Here is a 6,361-nt window from a genome sequence, read left to right as displayed (position 1 = left end):
TCGCGATGGCCTTCTGGACCGGCGCGCCACGGACGGCCTGATCCAGCTCCGAACCTCACACAGCAAAACAAAACCCCGCCAAAATGACGGGGCTTGTCAGTGGTCTGAGCCCGCCGGATGGGCGGGCCTTGGATCGTCGGTATCGCGGGGATCAGAGCTTTTCGATCAGTTCCGGGACGGCGGTGAACAGATCCGCCACGAGGCCGTAATCGGCCACCTGAAAAATCGGTGCTTCCTCGTCCTTGTTGATCGCGACGATGATCTTGCTGTCTTTCATCCCGGCCAGGTGCTGGATGGCCCCCGAGATGCCGACCGCCAAATAAAGCCCCGGCGCCACGACCTTGCCGGTCTGCCCGACCTGCCAGTCGTTGGGTGCGTAGCCGGAATCGACCGCCGCGCGGCTGGCGCCGACGGCGGCGCCCAGCTTGTCGGCCAGCTTTTCGATCAGGGCGAAATCCTCTTCGGAGCCGACACCGCGCCCCCCCGACACCACGACGCCGGCCGAGGTCAGCTCGGGCCGGTCGGATTCCGCGACCTTGTCTTCCACCCATTCGGACAGGGCGGGGTTGTCCCCGGCGCCGATCTGTTCGATCGGGGCGGAGCCGCCTTCGGGCGCCGCGTCGAAGGTCGAGGTGCGGATGGTCGCGACCTTGACCTTGTCGGAGGATCTGACGGTCTGGATCGCGTTCCCCGCATAGATAGGACGTTCGAACGTATCGCCGTCGATCACACCCGAGACGTCAGAGATGACCATGACGTCCAGCAGCGCGGCGATGCGCGGCATGATGTTCTTGGCATCGGTCGTCGCGGGCGCCAGGATGTGGGAATATTCCCCTGCCAGCGACACGGCGAGCGCGGCGACGGGCTCGGCCAGCCGGTGCCCGTAGAGCGCGTCTTCGGCGCAGAGCACCTTGGCGACGCCGGTGATGCGCGATGCCGCCTCGGCTGCGGCGGAACAGCTTGCGCCCGTGCACAGAACCGTCACGTCGCCCAGCGCTTGCGCGGCCGCCACGGTCTTGGCAGTGGCGTCCATGTTGAGTTCGCCGTCAGTGACCTCGGCGAGAAGAAGTACAGCCATCACACAGCTCCCGCTTCTTTGAGTTTCGTGATCAGCTCATCGACGGAGCCGACGATCTGACCGGCCTTGCGCGCTTCGGGCTCGGTGGTGCTGACAATCTCCAGCCGGTTGGAAACGTCGACGCCGTAGTCTTCGGGCGTCTTTTCATCGAGCGGTTTTTTCTTTGCCTTCATGATGTTGGGCAGAGAGGCATAGCGCGGCTCGTTCAGGCGCAGGTCTGCGGTCACGATGGTGGGCATCTTGACCTTAATGGTTTGCAGCCCGCCGTCGACTTCGCGCGTGACGATGGCGTGGTCGTCTTCGACGTCCAGCTTGTTGGCGAAGGTCGCCTGGCTCCAGCCCAGCAGGGCGGCCAGCATCTGGCCGGTGGCGTTCATGTCGTTGTCGATGGCCTGCTTGCCGCAAATCACGAGCCCGGGTTCTTCGGCCTCGACGACGGCTTTCAGCAGCTTGGCCACGGCCAGCGGCTCGATATCCTGGTGCACGTCGTCGGCGGCGACGATCAGGATCGCGCGATCGGCCCCCATCGCCAGTGCGGTGCGCAGCGTTTCCTGGTTTTGCTTCACGCCGATGGAAACCGCGATGATTTCCTCGACCTTGCCCGCCTCGCGCAGGCGGATCGCCTGCTCGACGGCGATTTCATCGAAGGGGTTCATCGACATTTTGACGTTGGCAAGATCGACACCGGAACCGTCCGCCTTGACGCGAACCTTCACGTTGTAATCGATCACGCGCTTGACAGGCACGAGTACCTTCATATTGCGTTATCTCCCAGCTCGAGCACGGATGTCGCCGCGCAACAATATTCCATTTGCGAAGACTTAGCGGCTTGGTTTCCAGAAAAACAGCCCAAAACCGACCCGCTCCGGGGGGTGACGCGACAGGAGGGCGCGTCAGCCGCGAATCCGGCTAGCGATTTGCGCCCGGCACCCAGAGCACATCGTCCGCGCCGCCGGAATTGGCGTGACGCGCGGCACAGAAGAACCAGTCGCTCAGCCGGTTGAGGTATTTCACCGCGGCGCGATTGACCTGCTCGACCTGCGCCAGCTTGACGGTCTCCCGCTCCGCCCGGCGCGAGACGGTGCGGCATAGGTGCAAATGCGCCGCCAGTGCCGAGCCGCCGGGCAGAATGAAGCTGCGCAGCGGTTTCAGATCGGCGTTCATCGCGTCGATCTCGCTTTCCAGGCGAGAGACCTGCGCGTCGTCCATGCGCAGCGGCGGGTAGTCCGCCGTCGCGTCGCTTTCCATGTCGGGGCGGCACAGATCGGCGCCCAGATCGAACAGGTCGTTCTGGATACGCGCCAGCGCCGCGTCCATGTCGCCGGTCGCGTGCAGCCGGGCCAGCCCGACCGTCGCGTTGGTTTCATCGACCGTGCCGTATGCGGTGACGCGGGCATCGTGTTTGGCGACGCGTGCCCCGTTGCCGAGCGCGGTGTCGCCCGTATCGCCGGTGCGGGTGTAGATCTTGTTCAGGACGACCATCAGCTTGCGCCCGTTCTGCGGAAATAGACGAAGGCCAGGATCAGCGCGATTGCCACGGCCTGGGCAATGACGCGGTAGCGCATGATCCGGTTCGCATGTTTCCGGTTGAATTCGCCGCCCTTGGCGAAACCGCCGATGCCGAACAGCAGGATGCCCAGCACAATGAAGACGGCGATGACGACGACGATGAAGAAGGGGTCCTGTAACATGGTGCTTGCTCCGCTTTGTCTGCTTTCGGCTTATCGCCGTTCGGGCCGGATGCGAACCGGTTTTCCCGCTCGACAGTGTCGCAGCCCCCCACGGTCGGGGGATCTACAATCGCCCGGCCACCCAATCACGCGCGCGCGTGGGCAACAGGCGGTTCAACATACCCGCGATATGGGTGGGGGTGGTAACGTAATAGCGCGGTCTGGGGGTCTTCGCGGTCAGCGCGTGGATCAGCTTGTCGCTGACGGCGGAGGCGGGCAGCTCGTATCGATCGGGGCCGGTGTTTTTGTATAGCCGCGGCAGAAGCGTGCTTTGATATTGCGCCGCCCGGGCGGAGCCGCGCCAGTCGATCCATTTCTCGAAATGCGGGATCGAGTTCTCGCGGATGCGCGACGTGATCGGGCCCGGTTCGATCAGCGTCACGCGGATCGGCGTGTCGCGCAGTTCCAGCCGCAGGGTGTCGGTCAGCCCCTCCATCGCGAATTTCGTGGCGTTATAGGCGCCGCGCCAGGGCAGGGCGGAAAAGCCCAGAACCGAAGAGCAGTTCACGATCCGCCCGCCCCCCTGTCGGCGCATCACCGGCAGCGCGTGGCGAATCAGGTCGAATTGGCCAAAGAGATTGCATTCGAAGATCTCGCGCAGCGCGGGGCGGGGCAGATCCTCCACCGCGCCGGGGATCGCGAAGGCGCCGTTGTTGAACAGCGCGTCCAGCCGGTGGCCAGTCGCCTGCATCACCTGCGCGAAGGCGTCGGCGACCGACGCCGCGTCGGCGTAATCCAGCACGACCGATTCGAGACCTTCGGCAATCAGGCGGTCGCGGTCGTGCGGTTTTCGGCAGGCGGCGAAAACCCGCCAGCCTTCGCGCGTCAGCCGATGCGCCGCGTCATGGCCGATGCCGGAGGAGCAGCCGGTTATCAGAATGGTGGGTTTAGAATCAGTCATGCCGACCCCTTGGACAGGATCGGCATAGCGTTCAGGCATATTGCGGGCGGATGCAACCGCGGCTCAGGCGCGCGGGTCCTGCGGAGAGACGAAGCGGCCCGACATGTAGCCCTGAACCCCGGTGGTTTCGTCACGGATCTGAACCCAGCCGTTGTCCATTTCCTGAAGGATCGTCGCGGCCGTACCCAGTTTCAGCTTTTCGACGACGGGGTTCGAGGTGCCGGGGCCGCTGCGCAGGTTGACCACGGTGCCGGTCACATAGACCCGCTTGTCGTCCGCTGCGCCTTCGGCCTTGGCGGAGACCTCCGTGGCGACGAGGGCGGTCTCGGAGGGGGTAATGGAGGAGATGTAGCCCTGCGGCGCGTCACTCGTGCCGATGCTGGCCAGCACGTCCTTTTTCGGCGCTTTCAGCGAAGCACTTGCAGCGGCGATCGCTTTCTGCTTCATTTCGGGGGTGAAGCTGGCGCCCTTGGTGCTGGCGGTCACGTTGGGCTGGATTGTTGCCGTGGCGATCGATTTGGGGCCATTGTCCTGACCGAAAATCGCGAGCGACAGGTAAAGTCCAGCGATCAGAAGTGTAGTCAGGCGCAGCATGGTGACCTCCAGGGTTCGGCTTGTTGTTGGCTTCTGCACTGACAACCCGGGTCGGCGGAAAAAGTTCATTTTCCGGCCGGATTTTTTTTCAAATTTACAATCTGTTTGAAATGTGGGTCCCGGCATGGCGGGCAGGTCGGCCGCGCCAGAACGCGCCGATCGCCGGTCACATCGGCGAGAGGTAATCCGCGCTGACAAAGCCGGTGTCGCCGGAGGCCAGGCGAATGGTCGCCCAGTCGCCGGTGATGCCGCCCAGAACCTCGGCTTCCTGACCGCGGCGCAGCTTGCCGATGATCTCATGCACGATCGAGGGGCCGGACCGCACATTCAGCACGCTGCCGGTGACTTTCCATAGCTCGGGCTGCGGCTGCGCGACGGTGTGAGGCCGGGCGTCGGCGCCCCCCAGCGCGCGGCTCAGAAAGCTGGTGCGCACAATCTGCCAGACGGCGAGGCGGCTGCCCGTTCCCTCGTTGCGGGTGAGCGAATAATCCGACTGTTCCAGCACGGAGGCATCGGCGGAACTTGCCAATTTGGCAACGGGATTGCCGTAAAGGAACATGGCGCCGAATGCTGCTACTGCGAGAAACGACAAAGCGCGCATGAGGGGGTCCTATCGTTTCCAGAAGCTCAATAATGCAATAACGCAAATGCAGTTTTGCGTAAAGGGAAAAACAGTCGATTGACCTCGCGGCGTTGCTTTACCTGTCGTCACCCCGTCGCTATCACGGTGGCATGAATGATATCACCGATGTGCCTGGCGCCCCCCTTCCGACCGACCTGACCGAACCGCTGCGCCGTGCCATCGGCGAGCGCTATCTGACCTATGCGCTGAGCACCATCATGCACCGCGCGCTGCCCGACGCCCGCGACGGGCTGAAGCCGGTGCACCGGCGCATCCTCTATGCCATGCGGGAGCTGCGGCTCGCCTCGGGCGGGGGGTTCCGCAAGTCGGCCAAGATCTCGGGCGACGTGATGGGCAATTATCACCCGCACGGCGATGCCGCGATCTATGATGCGATGGCGCGGCTGGCGCAGGATTTCAACGTGCGCTACCCGCTGGTCGACGGGCAGGGCAACTTCGGCAACATCGACGGCGACAATCCGGCCGCCTCGCGCTATACCGAGGCGCGGATGACCATGGCGGCCGAGGCGCTGCTGGAAGGTCTGAACGAGAACGCCGTCGATTTCCGGGAAAACTACGACGGCACGCTGACCGAGCCGGTGGTGCTGCCGGCCTCCTTCCCGAACCTTTTGGCCAACGGGTCCAGCGGCATCGCGGTGGGCATGGCCACCAACATCCCGCCGCATAACATCGCGGAGCTGTGTAACGCCTGCCTGCATCTCATCAAATCGCCCGACGCCTTCGACGAGACGCTGGTCAACCATGTTCCCGGCCCCGACTTTCCCACCGGCGGCGTGATCGTCGAGCCGCGCGAAAACATCGTCGAGGCCTATCGCACGGGGCGCGGCAGCTTCCGCCTGCGCGCGAAATACGAGGTGGAGGATCTGGGCCGCGGCCAATGGCAGGTGGTGGTCACCGAGATCCCCTATCAGGTGCAGAAGTCGAAGCTGATCGAAAAGATCGCCGAGCTGATCCAGACCAAGAAGGTGCCGATCCTCGCCGACGTGCGGGATGAAAGCGCCGATGACGTGCGCATCGTTCTCGAACCGCGCTCGAAGAACGTCGAGCCCGACGTTCTGATGAACATGCTCTACCGCAACTCCGACCTCGAAGTGCGGTTTTCGCTGAACATGAACGTGCTGATCGACGGGGTGACCCCCAAGGTCTGCTCGATGAAGGAAGTGCTGCGCGCCTTCCTCGACTTCCGGCGCGAGGTACTGATCCGCCGCTCGCGGCACCGCCTGCAGAAGATCGACCACCGGCTCGAAGTGCTGCAGGGCCTGATCACGGCCTTCCTCAACCTCGACAGGGTGATCGAGATCATTCGCTACGACGACGACCCCAAGGCGGCGCTGATGTACGAGGACTGGAGCAAACCGCACCAGGCCTCGCTCACCCGCGCCATGGACGAAAGCCAGTACCGCTCCCCGCTCGCC

General features: G+C 64.0%; 8 protein-coding genes. 1 reads left to right on the top strand and 7 read right to left on the bottom strand.

The window, feature by feature from the left end; all coding sequences use genetic code 11:
- Positions 1 to 151 precede the first annotated feature (151 nt).
- From ACU0BR_RS04115 to ACU0BR_RS04085, 7 genes are all read right to left on the bottom strand, one after another.
- Positions 152 to 1,078 carry an electron transfer flavoprotein subunit alpha/FixB family protein gene (locus ACU0BR_RS04115; RefSeq protein WP_446155579.1) on the bottom strand — a complete coding sequence of 309 codons (927 nt, stop codon included), beginning with the start codon at positions 1,076 to 1,078 and terminating at the stop codon, positions 152 to 154.
- Complete coding sequence (locus tag ACU0BR_RS04110; RefSeq protein WP_446155578.1) at positions 1,078 to 1,836, bottom strand: electron transfer flavoprotein subunit beta/FixA family protein; 759 nt, start codon at positions 1,834 to 1,836, stop codon at positions 1,078 to 1,080. The genes ACU0BR_RS04115 and ACU0BR_RS04110 overlap by 1 nt, the downstream gene beginning before the upstream one ends.
- Positions 1,837 to 1,987: 151 nt before the next feature.
- On the bottom strand, positions 1,988 to 2,560 hold the full coding sequence (locus tag ACU0BR_RS04105; protein ID WP_446155577.1) for a cob(I)yrinic acid a,c-diamide adenosyltransferase: 573 nt from the start codon (positions 2,558 to 2,560) through the stop codon (positions 1,988 to 1,990).
- Positions 2,560 to 2,769, bottom strand: coding sequence for a twin transmembrane helix small protein (locus ACU0BR_RS04100; protein ID WP_446155576.1), 210 nt, complete (start codon positions 2,767 to 2,769; stop codon positions 2,560 to 2,562). The genes ACU0BR_RS04105 and ACU0BR_RS04100 overlap by 1 nt, the downstream gene beginning before the upstream one ends.
- A gap of 103 nt (positions 2,770 to 2,872) precedes the next feature.
- Positions 2,873 to 3,709, bottom strand: coding sequence for an SDR family NAD(P)-dependent oxidoreductase (locus ACU0BR_RS04095; protein WP_446155575.1), 837 nt, complete (start codon positions 3,707 to 3,709; stop codon positions 2,873 to 2,875).
- Between the two features lie 63 nt (positions 3,710 to 3,772).
- Positions 3,773 to 4,303, bottom strand: coding sequence for an SH3 domain-containing protein (locus ACU0BR_RS04090; protein WP_446155574.1), 531 nt, complete (start codon positions 4,301 to 4,303; stop codon positions 3,773 to 3,775).
- Positions 4,304 to 4,469: 166 nt separating this feature from the next.
- Positions 4,470 to 4,904, bottom strand: a complete 435-nt coding sequence (locus tag ACU0BR_RS04085; RefSeq protein ID WP_446155573.1) for an SH3 domain-containing protein — start codon at positions 4,902 to 4,904, stop codon at positions 4,470 to 4,472.
- Between the two features lie 131 nt (positions 4,905 to 5,035).
- On the opposite strand from ACU0BR_RS04085, the gene ACU0BR_RS04080 reads away from it, so the two are divergent.
- On the top strand, positions 5,036 to 6,361 hold a 1,326-nt coding region (locus tag ACU0BR_RS04080; RefSeq protein ID WP_446155572.1), incomplete at its 3' end, for a DNA topoisomerase (ATP-hydrolyzing).

It is taken from the genome of Brevirhabdus sp. (genome assembly GCF_052826345.1).
The sequence above is the reverse complement of the archived record's forward strand: the minus strand, read 5'-3'. Positions and strand labels throughout refer to the sequence as shown.